The organism is Thalassobaculum sp. (genome assembly GCF_040219215.1).
Taxonomy (GTDB): Bacteria; Pseudomonadota; Alphaproteobacteria; order Thalassobaculales; family Thalassobaculaceae; genus Thalassobaculum_A.
This window is the reverse complement of the sequence record NZ_JAVJSX010000019.1, coordinates 173,439-198,580: the sequence shown is the minus strand read 5'-3', so window position 1 is coordinate 198,580 and position 25,142 is coordinate 173,439. Positions and strand designations below refer to the sequence as shown.

The 25,142-nt window shown below is 65.8% G+C and carries 24 protein-coding genes; 9 read left to right on the top strand and 15 right to left on the bottom strand.

Features of this window, described 5'->3' with window-relative positions; translation table 11 throughout:
* Window positions 1–1,066: TRAP transporter large permease (locus RIC54_RS15115; RefSeq protein WP_350151135.1), on the bottom strand; the 1,066-nt coding region annotated here is incomplete at its 3' end.
* 240 nt (window positions 1,067–1,306) lie between these two features.
* On the opposite strand from RIC54_RS15115, the gene RIC54_RS15110 reads away from it, so the two are divergent.
* Window positions 1,307–2,386: a Zn-dependent alcohol dehydrogenase gene (locus RIC54_RS15110; RefSeq protein WP_350085020.1), complete on the top strand. Its 1,080-nt coding sequence runs from the start codon at window positions 1,307–1,309 to the stop codon at window positions 2,384–2,386.
* A 326-nt stretch (window positions 2,387–2,712) separates the two neighbouring features.
* Here RIC54_RS15110 and RIC54_RS15105 read toward each other — a convergent pair whose 3' ends face one another.
* On the bottom strand, window positions 2,713–3,426 hold the full coding sequence (locus RIC54_RS15105; protein WP_350085019.1) for a winged helix-turn-helix domain-containing protein: 714 nt from the start codon (window positions 3,424–3,426) through the stop codon (window positions 2,713–2,715).
* 171 nt (window positions 3,427–3,597) lie between these two features.
* Here RIC54_RS15105 and RIC54_RS15100 point away from each other — a divergent pair, with 171 nt between their 5' ends.
* The 3 genes from RIC54_RS15100 (at window position 3,598) to RIC54_RS15090 (ending at window position 7,529) form a co-directional block, all read left to right on the top strand.
* Complete coding sequence (locus RIC54_RS15100) at window positions 3,598–5,184, top strand: cadherin-like domain-containing protein (protein WP_350085018.1); 1,587 nt, start codon at window positions 3,598–3,600, stop codon at window positions 5,182–5,184.
* Between the two features lie 160 nt (window positions 5,185–5,344).
* On the top strand, window positions 5,345–6,553 hold the full coding sequence (locus tag RIC54_RS15095) for a mandelate racemase/muconate lactonizing enzyme family protein (protein ID WP_350151133.1): 1,209 nt from the start codon (window positions 5,345–5,347) through the stop codon (window positions 6,551–6,553).
* Between the two features lie 19 nt (window positions 6,554–6,572).
* Window positions 6,573–7,529, top strand: a complete 957-nt coding sequence (locus RIC54_RS15090) for an NAD(P)-dependent oxidoreductase (protein ID WP_350085016.1) — start codon at window positions 6,573–6,575, stop codon at window positions 7,527–7,529.
* Window positions 7,530–7,644: 115 nt separating this feature from the next.
* On the opposite strand, the gene RIC54_RS15085 is transcribed toward RIC54_RS15090, so the two are convergent.
* On the bottom strand, window positions 7,645–7,851 hold the full coding sequence (locus RIC54_RS15085; RefSeq protein WP_007672711.1) for a cold-shock protein: 207 nt from the start codon (window positions 7,849–7,851) through the stop codon (window positions 7,645–7,647).
* Window positions 7,852–8,235: 384 nt separating this feature from the next.
* Here RIC54_RS15085 and iolG point away from each other — a divergent pair, with 384 nt between their 5' ends.
* Window positions 8,236–9,231: an inositol 2-dehydrogenase gene (gene iolG, locus RIC54_RS15080; protein ID WP_350085015.1), complete on the top strand. Its 996-nt coding sequence runs from the start codon at window positions 8,236–8,238 to the stop codon at window positions 9,229–9,231.
* A 4-nt stretch (window positions 9,232–9,235) separates the two neighbouring features.
* Complete coding sequence (locus tag RIC54_RS15075; protein WP_350085014.1) at window positions 9,236–9,589, top strand: nuclear transport factor 2 family protein; 354 nt, start codon at window positions 9,236–9,238, stop codon at window positions 9,587–9,589.
* 34 nt (window positions 9,590–9,623) lie between these two features.
* Here the strand turns inward: RIC54_RS15075 and RIC54_RS15070 are convergent, their stop codons facing one another.
* From RIC54_RS15070 to RIC54_RS15060, 3 genes are all read right to left on the bottom strand, one after another.
* Window positions 9,624–10,697: an ABC transporter ATP-binding protein gene (locus tag RIC54_RS15070; RefSeq protein WP_350085013.1), complete on the bottom strand. Its 1,074-nt coding sequence runs from the start codon at window positions 10,695–10,697 to the stop codon at window positions 9,624–9,626.
* On the bottom strand, window positions 10,694–12,868 hold the full coding sequence (locus RIC54_RS15065; protein ID WP_350085012.1) for an ABC transporter permease: 2,175 nt from the start codon (window positions 12,866–12,868) through the stop codon (window positions 10,694–10,696). The genes RIC54_RS15070 and RIC54_RS15065 overlap by 4 nt, the downstream gene beginning before the upstream one ends.
* Before the next feature lie 63 nt (window positions 12,869–12,931).
* Window positions 12,932–13,969 carry an ABC transporter substrate-binding protein gene (locus RIC54_RS15060; protein WP_350085011.1) on the bottom strand — a complete coding sequence of 346 codons (1,038 nt, stop codon included), beginning with the start codon at window positions 13,967–13,969 and terminating at the stop codon, window positions 12,932–12,934.
* Between the two features lie 158 nt (window positions 13,970–14,127).
* Between RIC54_RS15060 and RIC54_RS15055 the strand changes: the two genes are divergently transcribed.
* Window positions 14,128–14,973, top strand: a complete 846-nt coding sequence (locus RIC54_RS15055) for an inositol monophosphatase family protein (RefSeq protein WP_350085010.1) — start codon at window positions 14,128–14,130, stop codon at window positions 14,971–14,973.
* Window positions 14,970–15,764, top strand: coding sequence for an SDR family oxidoreductase (locus tag RIC54_RS15050; protein WP_350085009.1), 795 nt, complete (start codon window positions 14,970–14,972; stop codon window positions 15,762–15,764). Before RIC54_RS15055 ends, RIC54_RS15050 begins: the two co-directional genes overlap by 4 nt.
* A 10-nt stretch (window positions 15,765–15,774) precedes the next feature.
* On the opposite strand, the gene RIC54_RS15045 is transcribed toward RIC54_RS15050, so the two are convergent.
* From RIC54_RS15045 to gstA, 4 genes are all read right to left on the bottom strand, one after another.
* Window positions 15,775–17,670: a methyl-accepting chemotaxis protein gene (locus tag RIC54_RS15045; protein ID WP_350085008.1), complete on the bottom strand. Its 1,896-nt coding sequence runs from the start codon at window positions 17,668–17,670 to the stop codon at window positions 15,775–15,777.
* A 245-nt stretch (window positions 17,671–17,915) separates the two neighbouring features.
* Window positions 17,916–18,872, bottom strand: a complete 957-nt coding sequence (locus RIC54_RS15040; RefSeq protein WP_350085007.1) for an NAD(P)H-dependent flavin oxidoreductase — start codon at window positions 18,870–18,872, stop codon at window positions 17,916–17,918.
* 34 nt (window positions 18,873–18,906) lie between these two features.
* Window positions 18,907–19,296: a nuclear transport factor 2 family protein gene (locus RIC54_RS15035; RefSeq protein ID WP_350085006.1), complete on the bottom strand. Its 390-nt coding sequence runs from the start codon at window positions 19,294–19,296 to the stop codon at window positions 18,907–18,909.
* A gap of 70 nt (window positions 19,297–19,366) precedes the next feature.
* Window positions 19,367–19,981 (bottom strand): glutathione transferase GstA, encoded by a 615-nt coding sequence (gene gstA / locus RIC54_RS15030; RefSeq protein WP_350085005.1) that lies wholly within the window; start codon window positions 19,979–19,981, stop codon window positions 19,367–19,369.
* Window positions 19,982–20,179: 198 nt separating this feature from the next.
* Here gstA and RIC54_RS15025 point away from each other — a divergent pair, with 198 nt between their 5' ends.
* Window positions 20,180–20,479: a winged helix-turn-helix transcriptional regulator gene (locus RIC54_RS15025; RefSeq protein WP_350085004.1), complete on the top strand. Its 300-nt coding sequence runs from the start codon at window positions 20,180–20,182 to the stop codon at window positions 20,477–20,479.
* A gap of 13 nt (window positions 20,480–20,492) precedes the next feature.
* Here RIC54_RS15025 and RIC54_RS15020 read toward each other — a convergent pair whose 3' ends face one another.
* The 5 genes from RIC54_RS15020 to RIC54_RS15000 all read right to left on the bottom strand — a co-directional run bounded on the left by RIC54_RS15020 (window position 20,493) and on the right by RIC54_RS15000 (window position 25,065).
* A complete protein-coding gene (locus RIC54_RS15020) occupies window positions 20,493–21,170 on the bottom strand; it encodes a cupin domain-containing protein (RefSeq protein ID WP_350085003.1) in 678 nt (225 codons plus the stop codon).
* A gap of 100 nt (window positions 21,171–21,270) precedes the next feature.
* Entirely contained in the window at window positions 21,271–22,635 is a 1,365-nt protein-coding gene (locus RIC54_RS15015) for an MBL fold metallo-hydrolase RNA specificity domain-containing protein (RefSeq protein WP_350085002.1), read from the bottom strand.
* A gap of 96 nt (window positions 22,636–22,731) precedes the next feature.
* On the bottom strand, window positions 22,732–23,310 hold the full coding sequence (locus RIC54_RS15010; RefSeq protein WP_350085001.1) for an AAA family ATPase: 579 nt from the start codon (window positions 23,308–23,310) through the stop codon (window positions 22,732–22,734).
* 34 nt (window positions 23,311–23,344) lie between these two features.
* Window positions 23,345–24,184, bottom strand: coding sequence for a sterol desaturase family protein (locus tag RIC54_RS15005; protein WP_350085000.1), 840 nt, complete (start codon window positions 24,182–24,184; stop codon window positions 23,345–23,347).
* Window positions 24,181–25,065, bottom strand: coding sequence for a ChbG/HpnK family deacetylase (locus RIC54_RS15000; protein WP_350084999.1), 885 nt, complete (start codon window positions 25,063–25,065; stop codon window positions 24,181–24,183). The genes RIC54_RS15005 and RIC54_RS15000 overlap by 4 nt, the downstream gene beginning before the upstream one ends.
* Between the last annotated feature and the right edge of the window lie 77 nt (window positions 25,066–25,142).

The following is a 25,142-nucleotide window of genomic DNA, read 5'->3' as shown; positions in this document are numbered from 1 at the left end:
CGGCGATCAGCAGGATCTCCAGCACGTCGAAGAAGAACCCCATGAGGAAGATCAGCAGGATCGCGAGCAGCAGCACGCCCCAGGGCCCGAAGTCCGTGGCGCCCATGAAGGTATGGACGAGGTCGTCGCCCCCCAGGATGCGGAACACGTAGGCGAAGGCGGTCGCACCGATATAGAGGCAGAAGATCATCCCGATGATCATGCTCGAACGCCGGAGGCACTCCCTCAGACCGTCCAAGGTCAGCCCGCCGCGGGTGAACGCCAGCAGCAGCGCGCCGCCGGCGCCGACGGCGGCGGACTCGGTGATCGTGACGACCCCCGCCAGGACCGAGCCCATGACCAGCGCAATCAGCACTGCCGGCGGCAGGATGCCGCGGACCAGGGCGCGTCCGATTGCCGGCCAGTCGGCTTTCGCTCCATCCGGCGGCGGTCTGGGGCCGGCGCTCGGCACGGCAACGGTGTAGGCCAGGATGTAGACAAGGTAGAGCAGCGCCAGCAGCAGACCGGGCACCAGGGCACCGGCGAACAGGTACCCGATCGACATCGGCATCAGTTCGCACAGAAACACCAGCAGGATGCTCGGTGGGATCAGGATGCCCAGCGTGGACGACGATGCGATGACCCCGACCGCCAGTGACGGCCGGTAGCCGGCCGCGAGCATGGTCGGCAACGCGATCAGCGTCAGCATGATGACGGAAGCGCCAACCACGCCAGTGATTGCCGCGAAGATGACGCCCATCAGGGTCACGGCGAGTGCGACACCGCCGGGCGCCCGCTTCAGGATGAGTTGCAGTGCCTCCAGGAGATCCTGGGCGATCCGCGACCGCTCCAGCATTACGCCCATGAACACGAACAGCGGCACGGCGATGATCTGCAGGTTGTCGGCGACCGTCCAGACCCGTGGCGTGAAGTTGTAGAACTCGACGAAGGAGAAGACGTCGAACACGATGCCGATCAGGCCGAACAGTACGGCCGTTCCGCCCAGCACGAACGCGATCGGATAGCTGGTGAAGACCAGCGCCATCAGGACGATGAACATGAACAGCGGCAGAAGGTCGACGACCATGTCCGGAATATTCAACCAGACGACGCTTTGAGATCGCCGCTCGATTCGCAGCCGTCAACCCACGGCGCCTTCATCCGCCGCAACAGGCATGGCGCCGATTTCATGCTTTGCCCCCGAAACACTTATTCGGGCTGCATCGTAGGGAGGTGGCGGAAACGGCGCAACGCCGTGGCCGATTTCGCTTGTCGGTGGCCCGTGGTCCCTCCTAGCGTTGCCCCGGGCGACCGGAGTTGGACAACCATGCGGGCAGCCATCTGTTACGAGGCCGGATCTCCGCTACGGGTCGAGGATCTGGCGATCGACGAACCGGGGCCGGGGGAAGTGCGGATCCGGATTGCCGCCTGCGCGATCTGTCACAGCGACATTGCCTATATCAAGGGCCTGTGGGGACCGGTCGTGCCGACGGTGTTCGGCCACGAGGCCGCAGGCGTCGTCGAGGCGGTCGGGAGTGGAACTGCCGGCCTGGCAGTGGGCGACCCGGTGCTGGTCACCTTGATCCGCTCATGCGGTTCATGCCGGTCATGCGGTCGCGGCCTTCCGGTCCTGTGCGACGGCAGCTTTCGACTGGGCGGAGAAAGCCCGCTGCGGCACCCCGACGGCCGTTCGGTGGCCCAGGGGCTTCGGACCGGCGGGTTCGCCGAGCAGGTGACGGTGCATGCCTCGCAGGTCGTGGTGCTGCCGGCGGAGATGTCCCTGCAGACCGCCTCGGTCGTCGCCTGTGCCGTGCTGACGGGATACGGTTCGGTGGTCCACACCGCGGCGGTCGAGCCGGGAAGCGCGGTGGCGGTGATCGGATGCGGCGGCGTCGGGCTGAACGCCGTCCAGGCGGCGCGGTTGAATGGGGCGGACCCGGTGATCGCCGTCGACGTGGCCGAGCCGAAGCTGAAGGCGGCCGAGCGGTTCGGCGCCACGCAGTGCGTGAACTCAACGGGGGCTGATCCGGCAGCCGCGATACGCGCGATGACCGGCGGCGCGGGTGTGGACTACGCGGTCGTCACGGTGGGGGCGACCGCTGCGGTCGATCTGGCGTTTGCCATCACCGGTACCGGCGGTGCCGTGGTCCTGGTCGGCATGCCGGCAACCGGGGCGCTGGCGGCGTTCGATCCCGGCACGATCGCCAACCTCAACCAGCGGGTTCTGGGGAGCAAGATGGGCACTGTCCGTCTTGAACGGGATGTTCCGGCGATCCTCGATCTCTACCGTACCGGGCGGTGGAAGCTCGACGAGCTGATCACCGGCCGGTATCCGTTGGACGCCATCAACGAGGCGATCGCCGCCGCGCAGGCTCCTGACAGCCTGCGAACCTTGATCGTCAATTGAGACGCCACCGCCGCCAAGGACCCGTCCATGCAGATTGCCGACCTTGGTGGCGCGTCGGACACACCGCACGTGAGGCTGTGACCGTCGGGTGTAGCGCGGTTCACGCACTTCCGGTCGAGGGGACGATGTAGGCGAAATCTAAGTCGGCGCTCTGCGCGCTGGTCGTTGCGGAATCGGTGAAAGCAATGGCTGATCTGCGGGTGTGGACGGTTCGGTGCTAGACGATAGAACCTCATCTGATGCCTGCCTGAAACGCAGAATATGGTTCTTATCATATTGATATTTATAATAAGTTATGGACTTTCATCTCTCGGGATCGGCGACATTCAGCCAGTCAGTCGATATCCGAAGCCGCGAACGGTGGAAATGATCCGCGGGTCCCGCTGGTCGGCCTCGATCTTGGCGCGCAGGTTCTTGATGTAGATGTCGATCGCGCGGTCCGATGGTCCGTCATCGGCATTGCCGATGGCGTCGAGCAGGGCGGCGCGCGACACCGACGAGTTCCGCCGTCGCAGCAGGGCGGCCAGGATCATGAACTCGTTCCGGGTCAGATGGATGGTGACACCATCCGAGCGTTCCAGGATCCGCTCGCTGTGATCGAGCACGTACCGGTCGAACGCGACCCGTGCCGAACTCTCGACCTGACCGGGCCGGCGGATCGCCATCGAGCGGCGAAGTTGGTTGCGGATACGCAGACCGAGTTCCTTCAGGTCGTACGGCTTGGTCTGGAAATCGTCGACTCCGATCTCAAGCGCCGCGAGGCGGGTGTCCCGGGAAACGTCGCCGGTGACAACGATGATCGGTACGTCGGAGCGGGTGCGCAGCTGGCGGGCCAGCGACAGCCCATTCTCGTCGGGTAGGTTCAGGTCGAGGATGATCAGGTTGGCGGCATCGCGCGCCAGAACGGCATGCATCTCGCTCGCCGTCGCGGCCTGCGACACCCGCACCCGCCCCTGGTCCTCGGCCAGATAAGCAAGAACTGCGCGGCTCGGCTGGTCGTCCTCAACCACAAGCACATGCGCTTTCGGAGCGTTGCTCACCGGACCGACCCCACACAATTCCCAAACAGTTCATACATAGAATCCTAACTAAATACCCGGATATTCGGCCGTGGGGATTGCGGGAGAGCAGCAGGTAAGACCGTGGGGTCGCCGCTGCATCGGTCCGGTACGACGGCCGGTCCAGACCCCGCTGCCAGACGGGGGCGTGCCATGCGATCGTTAACCTTCACTCTCGACACTCAGACCGGTAACGACGCGATGGCGCCGGCGACCGTGACCGTTACGGAGCAGTCTGACGGATCTCTGTCGTTCGCGATCAGCAACGTTGGTGACGGCGACGGTATGATCGGCGACCTGCGCGCGTTGTTCCTCGACGTTGCCGACGACAGCCTGCTCGGTTCGCTGGTGGCCGCGGGTAGCGACATCACCGAGTTCGACCAGTCGGGCAGCGTCACGAACCTCGGCAACGGTGCCACCGTTTCAGGCGTGCCGAATGCGCCCTACGAGATCGGCATCGAGTTCGGCACCGCCGGCATGGCGGCCGACGACATCCAGACCACCACCTTCACCTTGTCGTCGAGCTTGCGCGGTCTGAGCCTGGACGACATCGCCCTCGGTGGCGTTGCGGTCCGACAGACTTCGGTCGGCGAGGAGGGCGGCGATCGGAGCGCCTCGGACAAGCTGTACGGCTTCACGCCCTACGCGGTCGACGCCTTCGACGACGTGGCTGTCACGGCCGAGAACGGCAACGCCATCGGAAACCTGTTCGCCAATGATCGCGACCTGGACGCTGTCGACTTCGACGGCAACGGCATCGCCGACGGCGCTACGGTTACGGCGGTCGACGGCAACGCCGGCCTGATCGGGCAGACCGTCGTACTGGACGGCGGCGTCACCGTCACCATCAACGCCGACGGCAGCTATGCCCTCGACGCCACCGGCGCCGACTCGCTGTCGGTCGGCGAGACCGTCTCCCAGACATTCAGCGTAGCGGTGAGCGACGGCAACGGCGGGTCGGACACGGCAGACTTCAGCATCGAGGTCACCGGCCTGAACGACGATCCGACCGCTGTCGGCGACGCCGCGGTCACCGACGAGGCAACGGCGATCACCGGAAACCTGCTCGGCAACGATAGCGACGTCGACCGTCTCGACAGCATTCAAGTCTCAGCGGTAAACGGCGATGCGGCGGCGGTCGGTTCGACTGTGACGCTGAGCTCTGGCGCGCTGGTGACGGTCGGCGCCGACGGAACTTATGAATACAACCCGAACAACGCTTTCGACTGGCTGGGACAAGGCGAGAGCGCCAACGACACCTTCGCGTACGAGATCGCCGACGGCAACGGCGGCTTCGCAACCGCTCGCGTCGACCTGACGGTGACGGGCATCGCCAGCGTTCCCGAGGAGCCGGTCGACCAGTTCGGCGAGTTCTTCAACAAGAAGGGGCAGGCGCAGGCGATCTCCAATGTCGTGTTCTACATGAAGGACGACGACGGCGAGATCCTGAAGGTTAAGATCGACGGCTGGAACGGCGGCATCACCGACTTGGACGACGTGAACATCGGACGGTTCGTCGATCAACACTACGAGGACTATGAATTGCTGGCGGTGTCGATCAAGGCCGGTAACAATCACCACGCCGCTCTTGGTCCGGGCGAGGGCCAACTGTTCCTGATGGACGGCGACGAGGACATCGACCTTCTGGAAGGCAGCAACAGCGTGCAGGGGCTCTCGGCGAGTGTCTTGGGTGCTCACGCCGACACCACCTACCAGTACTCGTCGAGCCTGTTCGGCTAAAACGAACCGGCGAGGCGGTTCGCCGCTTCGCCGGGACGGCGACTGCGGAGGCGTCGCCGGATCGATTTCGCTTGTCGGCGGTCAGCGGCGCCTCTTAGCGTGATCGAACCAAGCCGGCGGTGAACACGGTCACCCAGGCGGCGGCGCCTGGAGGTTGCCCATGAAGATCACTGACCTGAAGACCTTCATCGTCGGCAACCCGCCGCCGCACCACGGCGGCCGATACTTCATCTTCCTCAAGCTGGTCACTGATTCCGGGGTCGAGGGTCTCGGCGAGGTCTATGTGGCGACCTTCGGTCCGCACACGGTCGTTCGCATGATCGAGGATGTGTTCGAGCGTCACATAAAGGGACAGGACCCCCGGCGCATCGAGACCATGACCCGCCGGGTCTATGGCACCGGCTACTCGCTGCGCCCGGACGTGTCGCTGATGGGCGTGTTCAGCGGCCTTGAGATGGCGTGCTGGGACATCGTCGGCAAGGAGACCGGGCAGCCGGTCTACGAACTGCTCGGCGGCCGCGTCCAAGAACGGCTGCGCACCTACACCTACCTCTACCCGAAGTCGGGCAGCGCCTACCCCGAAACCACCGACGCCGACCATGTCTATGTCAATCCGGCGCGCGCCGCCGAACGGGCCGTCGAGGAGGTCGAGGCCGGCTTCACCGCGGTGAAGTTCGATCCGGCCGGACCCTACACGGTGTTCGACGGGCGGCAGCCGGACCTTGAGTCGATCGCCCGATCGGTCGCCTTCGTCCGCGCGATCCGCGAGGCGGTGGGAACGCGGGCGGACCTGCTGTTCGGCACCCACGGCCAGTTCACGGCGTCCGGGGCGATCCGTCTGGCGAAGCAGCTTGAGCCGTACGATCCGCTGTGGTTCGAGGAACCGACGCCGCCGGAGGTTCCCGAGGAGATGGCCCGGGTGGCGCGCCAGACCTCGATCCCGATCTCCACGGGCGAGCGGCTGACCACCAAGTACGAGTTCGCTCGGGTTCTGGAGCAGGGGGCTGCATCGATCCTGCAGATGAATTTGGGACGGGTCGGTGGCTTGCTGGAAGCCAAGAAGATCGCCGGCATGGCCGAGACCCGCTACGCGCAGATTGCCCCGCACCTGTACTGCGGCCCGGTGGTGGGCGCGGCCAACATCCAGTTGGCGGCCTGCTCGCCGAACTTCCTGATCCTGGAGAGCATCCGGACGTGGGGCGGATTTCACGCCGAGATCCTCCAGACCCCGATCCGCTGGGAGGAGGGGTACGTCCTGCCGCCTACCGCCCCGGGCTTGGGGGTTGAGCTGAACGAAGCGGTTGCCTTGGCCAATCCCTATGACGGGACGGCACTGCACCTGGAGATGCATGGCAATCCGGTTCCGTGACCTCAAGGCGGAGGCTGGTATGAAAGTTGGGTTCATCGGGCTTGGGAATGTCGGTGCCAAGCTGGCGGGGACCCTGCAGCGCAACGGCGTCGCCCTGACGGTGCGGGATCTCGATCAGGCTGCAGCCAAACCGTTCCTGGATCGCGGAGCCGCCTGGGCCGGCAGCGCCAAGCAACTGGCGGAGTCTGTCGACGTTGTCATCACCTGCCTGCCGTCGCCGGCGATCTGCGCCGCGGTGCTCGAAGCCGACGATGGAGTTCTGGCGGGATTGAGCGCGGGCAAGATCTGGCTCGAGATGAGCACCACCGATGCCGACGAGGTCCGCCGGCTCGGTGGGCTGGTGTCGGCTCTCGGCGCGGTTCCCATGGACTGTCCGGTATCCGGCGGATGCCATCGGGCCGCGACCGGCAACATCGCGATCCTCGCCGGGGGTGCCCGGTCGGCGTTCGATCGGGTGCTGCCGATCTTGACGATGATGGGGCGACAGGTGCTGCACACCGGAGATCTCGGCACGGCGTCGGAACTGAAGGTGGTAACCAACTATCTCGCGACGGCCAATCTGGTCGCGCTGGGTGAAGCGCTGGTGGTTGCGGGTAAGGCCGGGCTCGATCTCGCCACGACCTATGAAGCGATCCGGATTTCGTCGGGCAATTCCTTCGTGCACGAGACCGAGACGCAGGTGATCCTGAACGGCAGCTACAACATCAGCTTCACCATGGACCTGGTGCTCAAGGATGTCGGGCTGTTCCAGAACGTCGCCCGCAACGCCGGGGTTGCGCTGGAAGTGGCCCCGTTGCTGACGGAAATATTCCGCGACGGCGCAGCGCGGTTCGGACCGCGCGCCTGGTCGTCGATGATCATTCGGCGCCACGAGGAGGCCTGCGGGATCGAGTTGCGTGCAGCCGGGTTTCCCGCCGAACTCACCGATTCCGAACCTGAAGAGCGTGGCCGGGAGGTGGTGGTGCCGCGGCCCTGATCGAGGCGCCCCGTCCTGACCGGCCGGCGCTGCGTGGAGGAGGTCGGTGCCGCACAAAGAGAAACCCCGCGGGCGGACCCGCGGGGTTCAGCAATTTCGGCAGTAAGGCAGCTACTTAGAGGTAGCTGATGTTCCCGGCCGAGGTCCGGCCGTCGCGGCCGCTCTCGATCTCGTACTGAACCTTCTGGCCTTCATTCGGGCTGCGCAGACCGGCGCGCTCGACGGCGGAGACGTGCAGGAACACGTCCTTGCTGCCGTCTTCCGGCTGAATGAAGCCGAAACCCTTGGTGGTGTTAAAAAACTTCACGGTGCCAACGGCCATTTCCGTGTTCCTTCTCATGTTGCCGCACGCGATATGCTGCGGCCGTGGCTTTTCGGTCAGTTCAGAAAGACCGGCAGCCTCGAGAGACGGTCAGTGGCTTCCAGTGAACGATAGCGGTGTTGATATCGGACTATTCCGGTGAATTTGCAAGATCCGTTTTGAAATTGACATGTCCAGTCGGTCGCCAAGCGGTTGCTTGGGCGTTCGACGATGGCGCGTTCCCACCCAGCGGCGATCATGGCGCGGATCCGGATCGGCAGTGCCGAGTGTGGAAGTGTCCGGGGCTGAGACAGTGCCGGATCGCCGTGGCGTTCGCAATCCGTCGGCTGCATTATTGTGTCCGCAACAACACCGCCGCTGGCGGAGAGCCCCTCGGGAGGATCGATGCTGACCTTCGCTCTGTTCGGCGCCGGCCGGATTGGACGCCTGCACGCTGCCAACATCGCGGCGCATCCCAAGGCGCGGCTGGGCCTGATTGCCGACGTCGCCCATGATGCCGCTCAGACGCTAGCCGACCAGCACGGGGCGACGGTCGGCAGTGTCGAGGAGGCGCTGGCGACCGACCGGATCGATGCGGTGCTGATCGCGACCTCCACCGACACCCACGCCCCGTTGATCGAAGCCGCGGCGGCTGCCGGCAAGGCGATCCTGTGCGAGAAGCCGATCGACCTGGACATCAACAGGGCGACTGCGGCGGTCCGGGCCGCCTCGGCGGCGGGAGTGCCGCTGGCGGTCGGCTTCAACCGCCGGTTCGATGCAAGCTTCGCCGCACTGAAAGCGCGGCTGGACACCGGGGACATCGGCACACCCGAGATCGTCTCGATCGCCAGCCGCGATCCGTCGCCGCCGCCGCTGGCGTATGTGCGGGTCAGCGGCGGGCTGTTCCGCGACATGATGATCCATGATCTCGACATGGCGCGCTGGCTGCTTGGCGAGGAGCCGGTCGAGGTGCACGCCATGGGCTCGGCCCTGGTCGACCCGGCGATCGCCGAGGCCGGCGATGTAGACACAGCCCTGGTCAGTCTGCGCACCGCCTCGGGGCGGCTGGCGCAGATCAGCAACTCGCGCCGGGCGGCCTACGGCTACGACCAGCGCATCGAGTGCCATGGTTCCAAGGGAATGCTGCGGGCCGACAACTTGCGTGGCACCACGGTCGAGATCGCCACGGCTGCCGGGTACGCGCGGGACCCGATCCTGCATTTCTTCCTTGAACGCTATGGTCCGGCATACAAGGCCGAACTGGACGCGTTCGTCGAGGCGGTCCTGGCCGGCAAGCCGCCGGTGCCGACCGGCGAGGACGGATTGGCGGCGCTTCGGTTGGCTGATGCGGCCCAGCAGTCGCTGGAGACCGGTCGCCCGGTGCCGTTGCCGCAAGGGTGAATCAGTGACGCCGACGGAAGTCGTTGAGGAGTGGGTAAGGCGGTTCAACGCCGCCGATGCCGACGGGTTGGCGGAACTCTATCGGGATGATGCGATCAACCACCAAGTGACGCAGCAACCGGTGGAGGGTCGCGCGGCGATCCAGGCGATGTTCCAGCGCGAGTTCGCCAACGCTGACATGACCTGCATCGTCGAGGCGATCCACGACGCCGGCGACGTCGCGATTCTCGAATGGCGAGACCCGCTGGGGCTGCGCGGCTGCGGGTTCTTCACGGTGCAGGATGGACGGATCGCCTTCCAGCGCGGCTATTGGGACAAGCTTTCGTTCCTGAAGATGCACGGCCTGCCGATCGAGTGAAGAGCACCGCGCGACCCTCCGACGGCCGGGTTGCCTAGCCTTCCTGTGGAATCAGGGCGATCCGGTCACCGAACCGGATCGTCACGCCGGTGCCCGGCGCTCGTGGGGCGTGGACCCGTTCGTCCACCACGAACAGTTCGCCGACCGGCGAGTCGACGGTGTATTCCATGTGCTTGCCCAGATAGGCGGCCTTGAGCACGGTTCCGGCGAGACCCTCGAGGCCCTGGTCGTCGAGCAGCACCGATTCAGGTCGGATCGCGGTCTGTACAGGCCCGATCGACAGTCCTCGGCTAGGCACCTGAACCTCAACCCCACCGATCGACACGCGGGCATCGGGACCGTCGACCGCCAGGACTTCCGCACCGATCAGGTTGGCGTCGCCGATGAAGTCGGCGACGAAACGATCGACCGGCTGCTCGTACAGTTCGCGCGGCTTGCCCTCCTGGGCGATTTCGGCGTTGCGCATGACGATCACTTTGTCGGAGACCGCCAGCGCCTCCTCCTGGTCGTGGGTCACGTAGACCACGGTCAGGCCGAGCGACCGCTGGATGTCGCGGATCTCCTCGCGGACCCGGCGGCGCAGCTTGGCGTCCAGGTTGGACAGCGGCTCGTCGAACAGCAGGACCTGGGGCTCCAGGACCAGGGCGCGCGCCACCGCCACGCGCTGCTGCTGGCCGCCGGACAACTCGCTCGGCAGGCGCGGGCCGTAGCCTTTCAACCCGACCAGTTCCAGGCCCAACTCGGCCTTGGCGTGCGCCTCGGCCTTGGGCGTGCCCGACACAACGAAGCCATAGGCGACGTTCTCGATGACGGTCATGTGCGGGAACAGGGCGTAGGACTGGAACACCATCGATACGTCGCGCCGGGTGGCCGGCAGGCCGGTGACATCGTCGTCGCCGATCAGGATGCGTCCCGCCGTCGCCAGTTCCAGGCCGGCGACCAGCCGCAGGGTGGTGGTCTTCCCGCAACCACTGGGGCCGAGCAGGGTGGCCAGGGAGCCGGCCTCGACCAAAAAGGAGATGGCGTTGACCGCCACCACCTCGCCGAATGCCTTGGTCACGCCTTCGAACCGGACGGAGCTGGCGCGGCCGCCGAACGAGACCGTCATGCGGGTTGTCCTCCGATTTCCAGTTTGGCGGCGCTGCGGCGGCCGAGGCGGCGTTCGCCGACCAGCAGCTGCAGGAGCAGGATGGCCGCGAACATGATGACGATCAGCACCGAGGAATAGGCGATCGACAGGCCGTAGTCATTGTTCTCAACCCGGCCGAGGATGTAGGCGGTTGCCATGTCGTACTCGGCGCTGACCAGGAAGATCACGGCGCTGATCGCGGTCATCGCCCGCACGAAGCTGTAGACCAGCGCCGCCAGGATGGCCGGACGCATCAGCGGCAGCACGACCCGTCGGATGGTCTGCCAACTGCTGGCACCCAGGGTCAGCGACGCTTCGTCCAGGCTGGAGTCGAGCTGGCTCATCGAGGCGATGCCGGCCCGCACCCCGACCGGCATGTTCCTGAACACGAACGAGATCACCAGGATGATCCCGGTGCCGGTCAGCTCCAGCGGCGGTACGTTGAACGCCAGCACGTAGCTGACGCCGATCACTGTGCCGGGGATGGCGAAGCTCAGCATGGTTCCGAACTCGAACGCCTGCTTGCCGAGGAAGCGCTGGCGCACCAGCAGATAGGCGGTCAGCAGGCCGATGGCGGCGGTCAGCGGCGCCGAGATCGCCGAGATCGCGATGGTCGTGAAGAACGAGTTCCAGGCCCCGCCGCTCCACACCAGCCCGTGGTCGCCGACCGTAATCCCGAACGCGTCGATGTAGTGGCGCAGGGTCAGGGTATGGTCGAGGCCCCAGAGGTTCACGAAGCCGCCGAACAGGATGGTGGTGTAGATCACCGCGGTCATCACCGCCCACGGGATGGTCACTCCGAAGATCACCGCGGCGAACCGGCCGGGAAGGGGCACCGCGATCCCGGCATCGCCCTTGCCGGTGACCGAGGTGTAGGACTTGCGGCCGAGCCAGCGGCGCTGCGCGTAGAACGCCAGCAGGGTGAAGAACAGCAGCACGAGGGCAAGCACCGAGGCGCGGCCCTGGTCGTACTGCGCGCCGACGATGGCGAAGAAGATCTCGGTCGACAGCACGTTGAAATTGCCGCCCAGCACCATCGGGTTGCCGAAATCGGCCATGCTCTCGATGAACCCGAGCAGGAAGGCGTTGGCGAGGCCCGGCCGCATCAGCGGCAGCGACACGGTGCGCAGGGTCGTCCAGGCGTCGGCCCGCAGGGTTTGGGCAGCCTCCTCGACCGACGGGCTGACCCCCTCGACCACGCCGATCAGCACCAGGAACGCGATCGGCGTGAACGCCAGCATCTGGGCGAGCCAGACCCCGCTGAACCCGTACAGCCAGCGGCTGGCCGGTATGCCGAACGCGGCTTCCAGAAACTGGGTGATCGCGCCCGACTGGCCGAACAGCAGGATCAGGGCAAGGCCGATGACGAAGGGCGGAGTGATGATCGGCAGCACGGTCAGGCCGCGGAACAACCGCTTGGCCGGGAACCGGGTGCGCGTCACCACCAGGGCGAAGGCCAGCCCCAGCAGAGTGGTTCCGGCGCCGACCGCGATGGCCAGCGCCAGCGAGTTCCAGGCGACGCCACACGCCCGGTGGCTGTAGACGCAGTCCAGACCCCAGATCTTGCCGGTCAGCAGCTTGTCGAGGAGCGCGGCAACCGAGAACAGCCCCTCGTTGGTCTGCAGCGCGCTGATCAGGATGCGGGCGACCGGGAAGAATATGAAAAGGGCGACGACCATGACGATCAGGCCGATCGACCCGACCACGAAGCCGTCGCCGTTCACCGCGCCGCGGGCGGCGCAGCCGAGGGTGAACAGGAAGAACAGGCCGGTTCCGGCCAGCAGGGCGCCGTAGCCCATGCCGAACTGCCGGTCACCGAGCGGACCGTACCACGCCTCCAGGAACCCGGCGTTCCAGCCGCGCAGCCCGACCGTGAAGCCCTGGGCGAGGATGTAGGCGACACCCAGCCCGCCGACCAGCAGCAGTACGTTCTGCGTGAAGCGTTCGGTGCTGGGCCGGCCCAGCGCCAGCGCCGGCAACAGCAGGAACCCGGCGATCGGCCACAGCCAGGGCTTGGCTCCCTGCAGCAGCAGTACGATCGCCGGCGCATAGTCCGGGTCGAACGGATAGCCGTCGAACAGCCAGCCGAATCCCCAGAATCCGTCCTCGACCGCATACCAGGGGAGCAGCAGGAAACCCGCCAGTCCCACCAGCTGCCAGCCGAGGACGTACCTGCCTATTCCAAGGCCATTCACGTCAGTAGTGCCGGCTGATCACTGCGGCAGCGGCTTGACGTCGGTATCCCACTTCTCCAGCAGCCGGCGACGTTCGTCCGACGAACCGTACTTCACGAAGTCGTAATCGATCAGCTTGATGGTATCGAGGTTCGGCGATTCCTTGGCCGGCTTGGCGGCCTTGTTCGACATCACCTGATAGGCCTGGGCCTGCACGGCCAGTTCCTGGATGTCGGCCCGCAGGGCGAAGTCGTAGAACTTCTTCGCTTCGTCCAGGTTGCGGGCATCCTTGATGATGCTCATGGAGCCGATTTCGTAGCCGGTGCCCTCGCAGGGCGCGACGACCACCACTGGGAAGCCGGAAACCACCTGGGTCACGGCGTCGTGCAGGAACACGATGCCGACCGTGGTCTCGCCGCGGGCGGCGGCCTTGATCGGGGCCGAGCCGGACTTGGTGTACTGGTTGATGTTCTTATGCAGGGCCTTCATGTAGTCGAAGCCCTTCTCCTCGCCCATGATCTGGATGATGGTGGCCAGCGTCGTGTAGGCGGTACCGGACGAGTTCGGGTTGGCCATCTGCACGTGGCCCTTGAACTCCGGCTTGATCAGGTCGGCCCAGCACTTCGGCTCGGGCAGTCCGGCCTTGGCCAGCAGATCCTTGTTGTAACCAAAGCCCAGTGCACCTGCATAGATGCCGATGGTCTTGTCGCCGGCGGCTTTGGCCTGGGACAGCGCCCAGTCCTGCAGTTCCTTGCGCATCGGGGAATCATACGCCTGGGTCAGGCCTTCCTCGGCCGCCTGCAGGTGCGGATCGCCGGTGCCGCCCCACCACACATCGCCCTTCGGGTTGGTCGCCTCGGCCTTGATCTGCGCGAAAGTCTCGCCCGAACTCTTGCGGGTCATCGCCACCTTGATGCCGGTCTCCTTCTCGAAGGACTCGACCATCAGGTTGCACCACTCGATCTGCGGGCTGCAGTAGAGCGTCAGCTTGCCGGCGGCCGAGGCCGTTCCGGTGCCAAATCCGAGCAGCCCGGCGGCCAGCACCCCAAGCCCAGCAGCCCGTGCGATTCGATGCATGCTTCCCTCCATGCGCCCGCAGGTCGTGGTGCCTCGGGCGGCGGTTTGTCGTTGCGACGGATGGCAGGCGCCGACCCGTCTGTTCGACATTGTTCAAAATATATCGGCGTGCTGCAATGAATCCGACGATAACCATCCGAAATTGAGGCAAATCGGCGATGACGGCTCGTGGTGCGGTGACGCAGCAGGTACAGGATCGGCTGGCTTTCGCCGAAGACGTTGCACGCCGGGCCGGCGTTCTGGCCCTGCGGTATTTTCGCGAGCGCGACGCCCTGGTGGTTGAAACCAAGGGGCAGCAGGACGTGGTCAGCCGGGCCGACAGGGAGGTCGAGGAACTGATCCGCGGGGCATTGGCTGATCGGTTTCCGGACGACGGCTTTCTGGGCGAGGAGACCGGCGGCGGCGGTTCCTACGGCCAAGGTCCGGTCTGGGTGGTCGATCCGATCGACGGCACCCAGTGTTTCCTGTCCGGGCTTCCGACATGGTGCGTGTCGATCGGGTTGATGGTCGATGGCCGGATCGAGGCCGGGGTCATCGTCGACCCGTGTGCCGACGAATGCTTCGTCGGTGCGCTCGGCGGCGGAGCGACCTGCAACGGCAGGCCGATCGCACCGGCCGACGTTTCGGACTTCCAGGCGGGCCTGACCGAGGTCGGCTTCTCCTTCCGGGTGCCCAAGGCGCCGACGGTATCGTTCATCGGCCGGCTGATCGACGCGGGCGGGATCTATCACCGCTCGGGCTCGGGGGCCCTCGGTCTCGCCCATGTCGCGGCCGGTCGCTACATCGCGTATATCGAGGGGCACATGAACTCCTGGGACTCGTTCGCCGGCGCGGCGCTGGTCCTGGCGGCCGGCGGTTGGATCAATGACCTGACCGCCGATGACGGGGTCACCGACGGGGCGATCGTGATGGCGAGCGGATGCCGACTGGCGGAGCGGTTCTACGCGCTGGCCGGGGAGGCGGGCTACGACCTGCCCGCACCACCGCCGGGGTTCGCCCGATGACTTCGTGGAACAATCAGGCCGACCTTGCCGGCGGGGTATTCGTGGTGACCGGCTCGACCCAGGGCATCGGCGAAGCGATCGTCCGGCGTCTGGCGGAGCGTGGGGCACGGGGGCTGATCGTCACCGGGCGGGACGCGCCGCGCGGGGAACAGGTGGCTGCCGAACTGCGCGCATCCGGTGCCCGGGCATTGTTCGTCAGGGCCGAACTGGAGGATGTCGAGGCCTGCCGCCTGGTGATTGCTGCGGCCGACACGGCGTTCGGCCGGTTGGACGGGTTGGTGAACGCGGCCGGCGTGACCGATCGCGGCACGCTCGACGACACCACGCCGGAGCTGTGGGACCGGCTGTTCGCGGTCAACGTGCGGGCGCCCTTTTTCCTGTGCCAGGAAGCGGTGCGGTTGATGCGCCGCGACGCCACCGCCGGCCGGATCGTCAACATCGTCACCATGTCGAGCCATGGCGGCCAGCCGAAGCTGGTACCGTACAGCGCGTCGAAGGGCGCGCTCGCGGTGCTGACGCGCAACCTGGCCCACGGCCTGCGCCGTGATCGCATCCGGGTCAACGCCATCAACATCGGCTGGGCCGACACGCCGAACGAGGACGCCGTCCAGCGGGCCGAGGGCCAACCGGCCGACTGGTTGACCACCGCCGAGGCGGGTCAGCCGTTCGGCCGCCTGATCAAGCCGGACGATGTGGCCCGGTTGGTGCTGTTCCTGCTGTCGTCGGATTCCGGGGTGATGACCGGATCGGTGATCGACCACGACCAGAACGTGATGGGCGCCTACGACTGACAGGGCACGCTCATTCCGCCGCAATGGCGTAGTGCGGCTGAAGCGGGCGGAGGGGCGGCGTCCGGGCGAGATCGTGCAGGGTGGGGACGGACAGCGGCACGTCCGGGGCGGTATCGCCGGAGGCGTCGGCGAGAATCGATCGAAGGTGGGCCCGCATATCCTCCACGGCCGCCCCGATGCGGACGGCCAAGTCCGAGACCTGGGCGCTCATCGTCCCGGTTTCGCGGGCCGATGCATCGACCTGTATGTTCACGTCGGCAACCTGCCTGGCATTGGTGGACGCCTCGGCGACTCCATCGGTAATCGCCGCGGTCTTCTGACTGAGCTCCGTTACACCGCTCGCGGCCCGCTGCATGCCCTCGTTGACCGCCTGAATGCGATCCTGGATGGTTCCGGCCGCAGTTTCCGCACTGGCTACACCGTTGCGAAACGACGCGATCTGCCGGGCGATCCGATGGGTTGCGTCGGCAGTCTCGCTTGACAGCGTATTGACCTCGCCGGCCACCACAGCAAATCCGGCACCCGCCGGTCCGGCACGGGCCGCTTCAATCGTCGCATTCAGCGACAGCAACTTGGTCTGCTTGGCGATTCTTTCGATCAGATGGACGACGCCGTCGATCTCGCTGGCCGTTGTGGTCAGGCCGGTCATCAGCATTGATACTTGCTCGGCCTCGGCGGCAACCTGGTGGGTCAGCGCACGCTGGGCCTGGACGTCCGCGGCGATCTCCTGAGCGGCGGTGTGCAGGACCTGGGTGGTCGTCATGACGACTTCGGCGAACCGGGCGCTGCGTCCTGCCAGTTCGGTCGATTCGCCGGCACGCAACATTGTCCCCCCGGCCAAGCCGTCCAGGGCCGATGCGATCCCGCCGAGTTCGCTGGCGCTGTTGGTAACAACCGCCACCCGGGCGCCCATCCCCTGCTCCACCGCGTCGTTCAGCGCCCGTAGTCGGGTTGCGAGCGCGGCCTCACGGACGGCACGCTCGTGCTCTTGCTGTTCTTTTAGCGTGTGGACCTCGACCAGGGCCTGCTTGAAGCGGCTCACGCCCTTCGCAAGCGCGCCGATTTCGTCAGTGCGGTGGGTATGGTCGACCGTTGCATGCTCTCCGTTGGCGATCGCCCGAGCGGCGTGCGCCAGGTCAGACAGAGCGCCGGTAATCATCCTTCGCGTCACGATCCAGACCATCAGATTGGCCAGAAGGATGGCGCCGATTGTCATGGCGATGATCAGACGGCCGGAATCCCGCTTGCTGGCTTCGACCGACCGTTCCATCGCCGCGATGGTCTCGACCTGACCCAACAGCGCGTTGCGGGTTGTCTCAGCGGACAGGGCGTCATCGACCAGGACGCGGCGCAGTTCCGACACCTTTGTCTGCAGCGATTGCAGGCTTGTGCCGGCAGACATGACCGCGTCAACTTTGGCTGCAAGCTGTGCGGGATCAGCGCCAGGCAGGACCAGTTCTTCTACTGCGTCTGCGAAGGTGTCACCGACGAACAAGCCGTAGGCCACACCGGGGTCATCGGCGCCTCCTGTCATCACGACCCGGTTCGGCTGCTGGAGGTCGCGACGTTGGCGCCGGTCGGCAAAGCGGTCGATGATCTGGTCGCGACCTTCGTATCGCCGGACTATCGTGCCCGGCTGTTGCAGTGCCCATGCCTGTAGAACCGGAATTGGATCGGTCTGTAGGCGGTCCGGTATGTCGACCAGCCGCGCCTGCAGTCGGAACACCTCGTCGCGCATGTCCCGGTTCAGAACCCGATACAACTGGGCTCTGGCTTCCTGCTCGCCCATCAGTCGATCGACGGCAGTGAAGTAGAGGGTCGAGAGTCCGGCCATGACGATGCATAAGGTGATGGCCAGGGACAGGCTCAACTTCACGTTCAGACGTGAGTGGATCAGAGAGAACATGTCGAGAATCCACGTCGTTTCGGAGGATGCCGGTCGGGGCGGCGGTCGACGACGTGCGTTCTGATAAGGGGTGAGCGTTACGGTTGCGTGAGGCTTGTATTGCAACAGCATGACGATCGCCGGACTGGCGGGTAGGGCGGGCGCGGTCGACGCGCCCGCCCACTGCATCACAGGTGCTTGGCGACGGCGTTGCCGACCGTCCCGCGGAACTGGACGACCGGCACACTGGTGAAATCACGTCCGCATCACCCGGGCCAACTGGCGCCGAGGGCCTTTCGAGCCTCCGCGACCGTGCGCAGGACGATGTCGCGGGCCGACGGGATGTCCTTGACCAGATCCACACCTTCACCGGCCCACAGCACGCGGGTGGACAGATCGCCGGCGTCGGTCGCGTCGTAGCGCGTATTCTCGGTCTCGCGCTGGTCCGCGAGTTCCTCCTCACGCCCATGCCAGCGCGCCGAGAAATCGTTTCGCACCGCGCGCCCCGGAAAATGCGTCGGCCAGGCGGCGCCGCGCACGATGTCGAAGACCCGGGTCTGCTCGGTGTCGTCGCCGGCGGCGGCGACCGCTCCCTGCTTCAGCACCTCGCTCCACTGCGATTCCTTCGATGCGGCGAACCGGGTACCCATCAGAACGCCTTCCGCACCGAGGACCAGGGCGGCCGCAAGGCCCCGGCCGTCTGCGACTGCGCCCGCCGCGACCACCGGGATCGGCGCGACGGCATCGACCACCGACGGGACCAGCCCGAAAGTCCCGCGGACGTGCCCGGAATGGCCGCCGGCGTCGCGGCCCTGGGCGATGATCACATCGGCACCGGCGTCGGCCGCCTGCTTTGCCATGTCGAGCGTCTGCACCTGGCAGAACAGTAGGCTGCCGGCCTGCTTGACCCGGCTGGCGAAGGGTGTCGGGTCGCCGAACGACAGCATCACCGCGGCCGGATTGTGTTCCAGCGCTGCGTCCAGGGCCTCGGGCCGGTCCTGCAGCGCCCAGTTGATGAAGCCGACGCCGATCCGGACGTTGCCGGCGGCCAACATCTCGCGATGGACCGTCTCGCTGCTGGCGTAGCCGGAGCCGACGAAGCCGAAGCCGCCGGCCGATGTCACGGCAGCGGCCAGGGCACCGCCGGAGGCCGAGCCCATCGGTGCCAGGAGGATGGGGTGCTCGATACCGAGCAGTTCGGTCAGGCGGGTCGTGAACGTCATGGCATGGAATTCCTTGATTGATGCGAACTGGCGGTCAGGCGGGGATCATCGGCTCGACCAGATCGAAGTGGAACACCTTGGCAATGATCTGCCAGCGGCCGTCGACCAGGATCAGCGTCAGGAAGTCGGTGAACTGCTTCGGACCGATCGAGCAATGGACACGGGCGAACGCGGTGGCCGGCCCGGCGAACTCGATGGCGGCGATGCGATCGGTGCGTGCTTCGCCGCGGCTGGCCGGTGATGGGCGCTTGGCCACGACCGGAAAATACTCCTGCATGGTCAGTTGCAGCAGCGGTTCCTCGGTGGCGCAGACATACTGCGCGTCGGGGTGGAAGACCGTGGCGAGTTTGGCGGCGTCGCTGTGGTACAGGCCGTCGAAATAGGTCGACAGGGTATCAACGACGGCGGCGTAGCGAGGGTCCATTGAATGCATCCTTGCGAGGGTGAAGCGCGGAACGCTATCCGATATCGGCCGACGTCCCGCGCAGAGCAGGCTAGTGGATCAGACCTTCGGCGGTCATCGCCTCGCGCACCGCCGGCAGGGCCGCCATGCGCTCGACGAACGCCGCCACGTTTGGCCATTGACCGAGGTCGATGCCAATGAAATTGCACCAGTTCGCCACCACGAACAGATAAAGGTCGGCCACCGAGACGGTGTTGCCTACCAGATGCATGCGCCCGTCAGTCAGCAGTGCCTCGATGTGAACCATGCGCTTGGCGATGACGTCTTCGGCGGCGGGCCGGGCGTTATCGGCGATTGGTGTGCCTGCGAAGAACGGCTTGAACGCCTTGTGCAGTTCGGACGAGACGAAGTTCAGATGCTCCTGCAACCTTGCGCGTTCCAATGTGGCGGATGCTGGGGCGAGGGCGGCGGCCGGGTTACGGTCGGCAATGTATTGCAGGACTGCGGGTGCTTCGGTCAGCACATCGCCGGACCGCAGTTGCAGCGCCGGAACGTAGCCCTTGGGGTTGATCCGCGTGTAGTCGGCGCCGCTGGCGGTCGTCTTGGTCTGGGTGTCGACTTTCTCGATCTCGAATTCGACGCCGGTCATCCGCAGGGCGATATGGGCGGCCAGCGAGCAGGCGCCGGGCGAGTAGTAGAGCTTCATCGGTCGGTCTCCGTGAGTTCCGGTTGGTTGAAGAGATCGAGCCGACAGGTATGAATGACGGTTGCCATTGTAAATCAGATATCCTTTAGATACTTAATATTGAAGTTTCCATTCGGTAACCTGGAGTGAGCCGTGCCGCTGAAGGTTCGCAGGAACCAGAGCCCGCAACCGCCGCCGTCATGTCCTCTGACGGAGTGCATGGCGATCATCGGCGGCGCCTGGACGGTCAACGTGATCTGGAGCCTGCGGGCAGGCCCGCGCCGATTCAGTGAACTGCGGATCGACATTCCGCCGGTCTCGCCCAAGGTGTTGACCGCGCGGTTGCGGGAGTTGGAGGCTCGCGGGGTGGTGAACCGAGAGGTCAAGCCGACCTCGCCGCCGTCGGTCGAGTATTCGCTGACCGCGCTCGGTAGCGAACTGGTGCCGGCGATCGAGGCGATCGTCACCATCGGCCACCGGCTGAAGGGTGAGCCGGGCGTGTCGGTGTCGAACGGTTGAGACCGGCTCGGGGTTAGCCGGCAGGCGGCGCCGCGAACCGCAGATGACCGGTCTTGACCCACACGGTGGCACCATCGGGGCCAACGTCGACGGTGGTCTCACCGTCATCAGGCAGCCGCAGCCACGAGTGGCGGCGGAACGCCTCCGCGGCCTGCACGAAGCCACCGTCCAGCACGAACAGTTCGGCACCGCCCGTCCATTCGACCGACACCGTCTTATCCGGCACCCAGCGCTCGATGCGCACGTCCTCACGTGCGTCCTTGAACAGCGGGGTGATCGACACGCCCGCCCGATTGCCATCGGGTACGGCGCCGATCCTGTTGGTGTCGATGATCACATGGCTTCGGTCCGCGGGGTCGAACTGCCACAGCTTGACCAGGATGGTGCAGCCTGGTGCCGAGCCGGGCGTGTGCCTCGACTGCGGCGGGTTGCGGACGTAGCAGCCAGCCGGATAGTCGCCGCGGTCGTCCTGGAACACGCCGTCCAGGACGATGAACTCCTCGCCGCCGCCGTGGACATGCTCGGGGAACCGGCTGCCGGGATCGTAGCGCACGATCGAGGTGGCGCGTGCGACCTCGTCGCCGATGCGGTCCAGCATCCGGCGGGAGACCCCAGGAGTCGGCGATGTCCGCCATTCGATCTCGTCGGCGTGCAACGCGACGCGCTGGGCGAAGTCGGCGTTCAGATCCATGACCGATCGGCTTCCCAAATGTCGCGGTGCGTCAGCATCTACCGCAGAGATAGTTTCGGCCGTTGAACATGTCCACGCCGCGATGGTCGCAACCCTGCGATCACGGCAGCGGCACCGTCTCCAGATGTTCGGGCACCCGACAGTCCCATCCCAGTTCCTCTTCGATCCGGTGGCGCAGCGTGTCGGCCGCAGTGGGTTCTCCGTGGACCACGAAGGTCTGCTTTGGCGGCTCTTCCATGTTCCGCAGCCACTCCATCACTTCATCACCGTCAGCGTGGGCAGAGAACATCGAAAGATTCCGGACCTCCGCTCGAACGTCGAAGTACTGGCCGTGGATCTTGATGGACTCCGCGCCTTCGGTCATGGCCGCGCCCCGGGTGCCGCCTGCCTGAAAGCCTGCGAACATGATCAGGTTTCGCGGATCGGGTGCGTAGTGCTTCAGGTGATGCAGTATCCGACCGCCGGTCGCCATGCCGCTGGCCGACACGATGATCTTCGGCATCGGATTGGCGTCGAGCTCTTTCGATTCCTCCGGATCCCGCACGTAGCGTGCGACCGAACAGGCGGCGCGCGCTTGTTCTGCGTTCAGCTTGTGCTCGCGATGGTGACTGCAGAACAACTCGCTGGCGTCGATGCTCATCGGGCTGTCAAGGAACACGGGGAGATCCGGGATGCGCCGGGCAACTTTCAGGCGATGAATGTGGTACAGCAGGGTCTGGGCTCGCCCGACCGCGAAGGATGGAATGATGACGGTCCCGCCTCTTGCCGCCGTCCTGCTTATGGCTGCGGCGAGCGCGTCTTCGGGGTCGCTTTGATCGTGTCGACGGTTGCCATAGGTGGATTCCACCAGCAGGTAGTCGGCGCTCTGGACTGGTGCGGGGTCGACCATGGTGGCGCTGCCGGTCCGGCCCAGATCGCCCGAGAAGACGATCTGCTGTTTTCCGCAGCTCATCGAGACGATCGCCGCGCCGAGGATGTGCCCTGCGGGTTGAAAACGGATCGTGATGGACGACGCGATGCGTCGCTCTATATCGAACTCAATGGGCACCAAGCGCGCCAATGCCGCCTCGGCGTCGGCACGGGTGTAGAGCGGTAGGGCAGGGTGATGCTTGGAGAAGCCGTGGCGATTGGCGAACTCGGCGTCCTTCTCCTGAAGATGTGCGCTATCGGGCAGCAGGATCCCGCAAAGGTCGCGCGTTGCGTCGGTCGAATACACCGGCCCCTGGAATCCATCCGCAACCAGCCGGGGTAGATAGCCGGAGTGATCGATGTGGGCGTGCGTCAGGACGACGGCGTCGATGCTGGACGGGACCACTGGTAGCGGCGCCCAGTTGCGCAGCCGAAGATGCTTGAAGCCCTGGAACAGCCCGCAGTCGACCAGCACCCGCGTGCGACCGGATGTGACCAGGTATTTCGAGCCGGTGACGGTCCCAGCCCCACCTAGAAACTGCAACGTCGTGCCCATGCTGCCCCCCTGATCGGTACCCTCAGAATGCCGGGGGCGTCGGCGAGGGCATTGATTAGCGTCAACCACCGTCTGAGCACTGGTGCTGTGTTGTTGCTATGGCCGATTCCGGGTGGCGAACGCGGTCGGGAGCTGCGCTGCAATGTACTCCACCCGCTCGTCGACGCTCACCCGCGGCAACTCCTGCAGTTCATACCCGTAGTCGCGATAGGTCGTGACCATCGCCTCATAGGTTCGGGTGGCTTCGTCCAGGGTTTGCCTGCGTTCGGAATCCTGTTCGAAGATCTCGGGCCAGGGCGGGGCGATGAAGACCCGACGATTGTACCGGAACATTGTGGCAGCCTTGTCCATGTGGACCGGCACCGTCCGCCCGAGAAGCCGCAAGTATCCGATGGTGTCGAGCACGCTGCGGTCGAAGAACACAGGTCCCGACCGCCGGCGCGCCAGATGGTGGGAGCGCATGTCCCAGCTCAGCATCAGCTCGGCGTACAGGCCTGGGTCGGACCACGGCAACGCTTGGCCCTCGATGGCGGCCTGATCCTTGATGACGCCGCGGCCGGCTTCGGGGGATATGGCGTAGCCAGCCTTTGCCAAAGCCTCTACCAGGGTCGTCTTTCCGGCGCCTGGACCGCCGGTCAGAACGTATAGCCGATCGGTGTCGCTGGGTGCGATCATCGTGCTCACTGCTTCAGCAGTGTAAGGGAATGTCTCAGCCGACCGGCTTGCCGGGCTCCTGCTCGACATGGGTATCGCTGCGCAGGGGCTGCAGCAGCATCCGGTCGAGCCGGAGTTCTCCGGGATCCCGGAACTGCGGGATCCCGATTGTCATGCCGAGATGTCCGGCCTCGGGTTGGGCGCGGTAAGTGGCGAACAGCCGGTCCCACCACGGCAGATTGAAGCCGAAGTTGCTGTCGGTCTCGCGGCGGACGATCGAGTGGTGGACACGGTGCATGTCGGGCGTAACCAGCACCCATCGCAGCGCCCGGTCGAGCGACTGCGGCAGGCGCACATTGCTGTGATTGAACATGGAGGACGCGTTCAGCAGGACCTCGAAGATCAGGACTGCCACGGCCGGAGCGCCGAGTGCCACCACGACCCCGAGCTTGATCAGCATCGACAGCACGATCTCCACCGGATGGAAGCGGATACCGGAGGTCACGTCGAGTTCAAGGTCGGCATGATGCATTCGATGCAGGCGCCAGAGCCAAGGCACCGCGTGGAACAGCCGGTGCTGCAGATAGATGGCCAGGTCCAGCAGGACGACCGAGGCGATCACCGCCAACCAGCCCGGCACCGGGATGAGGACCAGCAGACCCCAGCCTCGCGCTTCCGCCAGCAGCGCCATCCCGACCGCGGCCGTCGGGAACAACAACCTGACCAGGATGGTGTCGACGGCAACGACACCCAGGTTGCCGGGCCACCGGCCCAGCCGCCCGATCTTCTGATGCCGTCGCGGAGCGGCCAACTCCCATAAGGCCATCGCGGCAAAGACCCCGGCGAAGATGCCAAGGCGGATGGCCGGCTCGTGGGCGAACAGAACGTCCTTCATGACGGCATCGCGTTTCTATCGTCCGGATGAGGGCCTCTTGCCAGCACCATATGGTGTCGAGCCATCCGTTCGGCGAACAGGTCGCTGCGGAGATAGGCGAGCTCGGCTTCGCGGGAGGCCAGAACCGGATCGCGGGCCGCCAGCAGGTCATCGACCTCGCCGGGATGGCACATCACCAGGGGCCGGCTGCCGGTATGGTCAAGATAGCCGGCAAAATCATGGTCCACCGCGCGGTTCGACCGAAACGACGTCACGCCACTGAACCCGACATTCGTGGCGATGCCGGCCTCGGCAGTGACTCGGGCGAGGGGCCTTCCGAGCTGCGCGATCACCAGGGCCCGCGCCGCATCGCGCCTTCGCCGCAGGATGGTTGCCGTCGGTTCAAAGCACGAACGCAGCCATGTGGTCCGCCTGTCGAGGCGATGATCGAACAATGCCAGGACGCCGTCACGGACCCCTGGCAGCAGATGGACATGCTGGTGACCGTCGATGAATGCCGGCGGCCGGCCCAGAGCCGCTTCGAAGGCATCCAACTGTCGTCCGATCTCGCCGGAGATTTCGGCCCGGTCCAACCGGCCAAGGTGGGTGTCGCGGATCAGTCGGCCGAGTGGCGGTAATCGGCCACCGGGCGCCAACTTCGGCATTGCGCCCAGCGGGGGATGATCGGTCAACGTGAGGTGCAGGCCGACGTCGATCCGGTCGACCAGGTCGCCGAGCTTGCCGGCTTCGGCCGGCCATTCTGGGAACAGCGCCATGCAACTGGTCGCAGACAGGCGTCCGGCAGCGGCCAGCGCTCGGATTCCGCGGCTGACGCCCGGCGCGATACCGTAGTCGTCGGCGCACAGGATCACAGGTTTTTGAAGGCGTTGATACGTACTCATCCATCTTGCGCGGAAACGGAGGACGCGGGATAGGTGTCGCCGGGGTGACCTCGCGGCCCACTGTAGCCGCGAAGCAG

Excerpts from the sequence above, each read along its gene's own strand:
- RIC54_RS15110 (WP_350085020.1), top strand. The coding sequence starts at position 1,307 with ATGCGGGCAGCCATCTGTTACGAGGCCGGATCTCCGCTACGGGTCGAG.
- RIC54_RS15100 (WP_350085018.1), top strand. The coding sequence starts at position 3,598 with ATGCGATCGTTAACCTTCACTCTCGACACTCAGACCGGTAACGACGCG.
- RIC54_RS15095 (WP_350151133.1), top strand. The coding sequence starts at position 5,345 with ATGAAGATCACTGACCTGAAGACCTTCATCGTCGGCAACCCGCCGCCG.
- RIC54_RS15090 (WP_350085016.1), top strand. The coding sequence starts at position 6,573 with ATGAAAGTTGGGTTCATCGGGCTTGGGAATGTCGGTGCCAAGCTGGCG.
- RIC54_RS15085 (WP_007672711.1), bottom strand. The coding sequence starts at position 7,851 with ATGGCCGTTGGCACCGTGAAGTTTTTTAACACCACCAAGGGTTTCGGC.
- iolG (WP_350085015.1), top strand. The coding sequence starts at position 8,236 with ATGCTGACCTTCGCTCTGTTCGGCGCCGGCCGGATTGGACGCCTGCAC.
- RIC54_RS15070 (WP_350085013.1), bottom strand. The coding sequence starts at position 10,697 with ATGACGGTCTCGTTCGGCGGCCGCGCCAGCTCCGTCCGGTTCGAAGGC.
- RIC54_RS15060 (WP_350085011.1), bottom strand. The coding sequence starts at position 13,969 with ATGCATCGAATCGCACGGGCTGCTGGGCTTGGGGTGCTGGCCGCCGGG.
- RIC54_RS15055 (WP_350085010.1), top strand. The coding sequence starts at position 14,128 with ATGACGGCTCGTGGTGCGGTGACGCAGCAGGTACAGGATCGGCTGGCT.
- RIC54_RS15050 (WP_350085009.1), top strand. The coding sequence starts at position 14,970 with ATGACTTCGTGGAACAATCAGGCCGACCTTGCCGGCGGGGTATTCGTG.
- RIC54_RS15045 (WP_350085008.1), bottom strand. The coding sequence starts at position 17,670 with ATGTTCTCTCTGATCCACTCACGTCTGAACGTGAAGTTGAGCCTGTCC.
- RIC54_RS15040 (WP_350085007.1), bottom strand. The coding sequence starts at position 18,872 with ATGACGTTCACGACCCGCCTGACCGAACTGCTCGGTATCGAGCACCCC.
- RIC54_RS15035 (WP_350085006.1), bottom strand. The coding sequence starts at position 19,296 with ATGGACCCTCGCTACGCCGCCGTCGTTGATACCCTGTCGACCTATTTC.
- gstA (WP_350085005.1), bottom strand. The coding sequence starts at position 19,981 with ATGAAGCTCTACTACTCGCCCGGCGCCTGCTCGCTGGCCGCCCATATC.
- RIC54_RS15025 (WP_350085004.1), top strand. The coding sequence starts at position 20,180 with ATGGCGATCATCGGCGGCGCCTGGACGGTCAACGTGATCTGGAGCCTG.
- RIC54_RS15020 (WP_350085003.1), bottom strand. The coding sequence starts at position 21,170 with ATGGATCTGAACGCCGACTTCGCCCAGCGCGTCGCGTTGCACGCCGAC.
- RIC54_RS15015 (WP_350085002.1), bottom strand. The coding sequence starts at position 22,635 with ATGGGCACGACGTTGCAGTTTCTAGGTGGGGCTGGGACCGTCACCGGC.
- RIC54_RS15010 (WP_350085001.1), bottom strand. The coding sequence starts at position 23,310 with ATGATCGCACCCAGCGACACCGATCGGCTATACGTTCTGACCGGCGGT.
- RIC54_RS15005 (WP_350085000.1), bottom strand. The coding sequence starts at position 24,184 with ATGAAGGACGTTCTGTTCGCCCACGAGCCGGCCATCCGCCTTGGCATC.
- RIC54_RS15000 (WP_350084999.1), bottom strand. The coding sequence starts at position 25,065 with ATGAGTACGTATCAACGCCTTCAAAAACCTGTGATCCTGTGCGCCGAC.